This window comes from Parapedobacter luteus, from assembly GCF_900168055.1.
GTDB lineage: Bacteria > Bacteroidota > Bacteroidia > Sphingobacteriales > Sphingobacteriaceae > Parapedobacter > Parapedobacter luteus.
The window spans coordinates 1-3,998 of sequence record NZ_FUYS01000025.1 but is presented as its reverse complement, the minus strand read 5'-3'; the positions used below and the strand labels follow the sequence as shown (position 1 = coordinate 3,998).

Genomic DNA, 3,998 nt, shown 5'->3' with positions numbered 1-3,998 from the left:
TTTCTCAAACCGGGCATTACCGGGTGGGCCCAGGTCAACGGCTACCGGGGAGAGACCACCAACCCCGCCATGATGGAACGCCGCGTGGCGCACGATATCTGGTACCTTGAAAATTGGACCACTATGCTTGACGTACGGATTATCTTTCTTACCGTCATCAATATACTGGTCGGCGAAGAAAACGCACATTAATTCAATCAACGATACGTATCCTGTTTATGGGGGTATTCACATTCCTGAATAAGACAAAAAATGACACTAGCCTCGGTTGGATGGGTGTGGATATCCACTCGCACCTCCTGCCCGGCATTGATGATGGCAGCCCCGATGTCGCGACCTCTGTGGGCTACGTTGAACGCCTGCAAACCTTGGGTTTATCGCAGTTTTACGCGACACCACACATCTTCAACGATGTCTATCCCAATACGCTCGCAACCATCCGTGCCGCACTTGACCAACTGAAGCCGTCCCTTCCGGCGGACGTCGCTATGGAGATCGCTGCCGAGTACATGGTAGACGATACATTCGGGGCCACATGGTCACGAAGCTATTTACTTACATTGCCCGATGATCACCTGCTTATTGAAATGTCTTATATGGTTGAAAACCCACAGATTGATCGCCATATTTTTGACTTACAGGTGAAGGGTTACAAGGTTATCCTGGCTCATCCCGAACGGTATCTTTTTTACCACCAGCGCCCCGAACGTTACCAGCGGCTCAAGGAGCTCGGTTGCTTATTTCAAATGAACCTGCTTTCACCTACAGGGTACTACAACGCGCAGGTTCAGAAAGCCGCTCAGCACCTGCTCAAGCGTGGTATGATTGATTTGGTCGGCACTGACCTGCATCACTTGAAGCACCTTGCCGCGATAGAAAAATTCGTACTCAGCGGCGACGCTCATGGTTTATTCAAAAAGAATCCCATCAAAAATTTAGAACTATTCGCAATATGGTGAAACATCCGGGTATTGCCTTGTTTTTATATTTAATTGGTGCCGCGCAAGTCACGTTGTCTGCCGAGAAGCTCTATGTTGCACCGCACGGCGATGACGGAAATCCGGGAACATATGCTAAACCATTGGCGTCATTGGCAGGTGCTCAGTATCGCATTAGGCAAATCAGCGTACAAAACAGCAAAAAAGACACCATTTATGTGCATATGCTGCCAGGAACGTACTATTTATCCAACCCGTTGGTAGTTACGCCAACCGATGGTGGGACGATTGATGCTCCTGTTATCTATACCGCTGCCGATGAAACAAGTAAGCCCCGATTACACGGAGGCATTAAACTCGATCGTTTCGAAGCAATTTCGCCCACGCTTTGGCGGGTACATATTCCCCAGGTCACACAGCTTGGTTTGCGGTTCGAGCAACTATACATCAACGGACAACGGCGCGTACGGGCAAGAACTCCAAACGAGGGGTATTTTTTCAAGGTAGACAGCGTAAAGCAAATAGCGTTTTCCGGGCGCAGCCAGACAGGCTTATTTGTAAATAAGCGTATTGTGCCAAGCCCATCCGCTCAAAATACCATAAAACAACTGCTCAATGACACGGTGGACGGTGCATTAGCCGTATTCCACCAGAAGTGGACAATAGCCAAGGAGTTTGTTCATTATGCAGATCCCCATGGAAATATCCATGTCATCGGAAAAGAGATGCCATCTTGGAATACAATGGATAGCAAAACGCGGTTTTACATCGAAAATCATCCACATGCATTGGACGCACCGGGGGAGTGGTTTCTGGCGAATGACGGCTACCTTTATTACATACCGATACCAGGGGAATCGATAACACACACCGAGGCAGTAGTTCCGACGATAGATAAGTTTATTATCATTCAGGGCGAAAAGCAAAATCCCGTCAAACATCTGATATTCAAAAACCTTATATTCAGCGTAAGCGGCTCTCATACCCCCAAAGAAGGCATACCCCTCGGGCAGGCAGCGAATGCAGTAGACGCCGCGATCACAGTAGAACATGCCAACAACATTACGTTCACAAACTGTGAAATATCTAATACCGCAACTTATGCCCTGTGGTTCAAAGCGGGCAGCCACAAGAATGTCGTATCGCAATGCCATTTCCACGACCTCGGTGCAGGCGGCATCAAAATAGGCACAACCAACTTACCGGCAGATACGGTGGAACTTGTTCGCCACATAACAGTAGATAACAACATTATTCAACATGGCGGATACACGTATGCTGATGGCGTAGGCATTGCTATTTTCCATGCCAGCGACAATAAGATCAGCCATAACGATATAGCAGATTTTCGATATTCCGGCATATCCGTAGGTTGGACTTGGGGATATGGCGAGAGCCCCGCCAAACGCAATCAGATTGTGCACAACCATATCCATCATCTGGGATGGGCCGAACTGAGCGACATGGGAGGAATCTATACGTTGGGACCTTCCGAAGGGACTGTAATCGCCAACAACGTCATCCATCATGTATTTGCTTTTGACTATGGCGGTTGGGGTATTTATACGGATGAAGGAACCTCCCATATCCTGATTGAAAACAATTTGGTATATCGATGCAGCAATGCAGGATATATGCACCATTATGGACGAGATAACACGATTCGGAATAACATTTTCGCATTGAATATCGAATCACAGCTTCAGTTAGGCAAAGCCGAGGATCATCGATCATTTACGTTTACCGGCAACATTGTGTATGTAGATAGTGGATCTGTATTCAACAGCACATGGCATTCCGATGAAGGCCTAAAAGCAGTCACTACCTTCGATCGAAATTGTTATTGGGGGATCAGCTCGCTTGAGAACGCATATCACGGTATGGATTTTGCGGCATGGAATGCTCGAGGGCAAGACAGAAGTTCGGTAATAGCTGACCCTATGTTTAGCGATCCGAAGCAGGGCAATTTTCATTTGAAAAGCGCGCAAGTGGCGAGAAGAATAGGCTTCGAATGGTTCGATTATACGCAATCCGGCGTATATGGCGAGCCCAGTTGGATATCCAAAGCCCAGTTCAGTAAACAAATGACAGATCAATTTGAGCAATATGTGCGAAAAAATGACGAATTCTTTGCTTATTTTTAACAAAAATTCAACAATTAGGCACAACATTTGATACATTTTTAAAAGTTAATGTTATTTTTTTTGTCAATCCCATTAAAAATTAACTATTATTTGTAACTTCACAACGCAATCAGCAACGATTTCGTTCGACAGTTTACATTATCATCCAAAAAGACATGCAAACACGCTACATTTATCTCCTTAAGTTTGTATTGGCCTTTTCCGACTTTTTATTACTCAATGGCGCTTTTATATTGGCCTGTATGTTCACTGAGCACCATTACTTTCTCAATGAATCGGTGGTCTTCCGGTTTTATTTACCAATTGCCAATCTGCTATGGTTGTTTTCCACCGGTGTTTTCAAGATGTATGGCAACAACACCGTGATCAGTTTGGACTGCATCTACCGGGCTACCTGGCGCAGCGCCGTTATTCATGCAGGCCTATTTACGTTGTACCTTGTCCTTGCCGATACCGGGGCTACCCATACTGCCTTGTTCCTGACCGTCTTCCACCTGAGCTTCATGCTGTCGCTGGTCATCAGCCGCCTTATTGGCACCTATTTCCAGGGCATGCTTATCCGGTATTTCCATATCCGCAAGACCGTGGCCATTATGGGCAAAAATGACGGCGGACGCCGGCTGGCCCGTTATTTTTGGGCCCATGAAAAGCTATTCCGTTTTGAAGGCTACCTTGCCGAGAGCGATGCACAGCTTATCAATGATCGCGGCGATATCTTGCCAGCTGCCCTTACCCAATTTAAGCGTGCGGTCGCGTTAGGTATTCAAGAGGTATATGTTTCACTCTCGCCCCACCGCATTGCACAGGCCACAGCGCTGCTGGAAGAAGCCGAGCGGCTGTGTCTGCGGGTCAAGCTCGTCCCCGACTTAAAACGGGAGGATAGCCTGCCCTATGAAGTGAGCCTGTTGGGCTCCGT

4 protein-coding genes are annotated in these 3,998 nt (G+C 47.1%); all 4 read left to right on the top strand.

From position 1 onward, the window contains the following. The coding region (locus B5X72_RS20440; protein WP_176146288.1) for a sugar transferase at positions 1-192 on the top strand (192 nt) is incomplete at its 5' end. 26 nt (positions 193-218) lie between these two features. Continuing rightward, positions 219-959 carry a tyrosine-protein phosphatase gene (locus tag B5X72_RS20435; RefSeq protein WP_079718791.1) on the top strand — a complete coding sequence of 247 codons (741 nt, stop codon included), beginning with the start codon at positions 219-221 and terminating at the stop codon, positions 957-959. Further along, complete coding sequence (locus tag B5X72_RS20430) at positions 953-3,082, top strand: right-handed parallel beta-helix repeat-containing protein (RefSeq protein ID WP_079718790.1); 2,130 nt, start codon at positions 953-955, stop codon at positions 3,080-3,082. The genes B5X72_RS20435 and B5X72_RS20430 overlap by 7 nt, the downstream gene beginning before the upstream one ends. Positions 3,083-3,237: 155 nt before the next feature. Beyond that, a partial coding sequence (locus B5X72_RS20425) for a nucleoside-diphosphate sugar epimerase/dehydratase (protein WP_394332961.1) occupies positions 3,238-3,998 on the top strand: 761 nt, incomplete at its 3' end.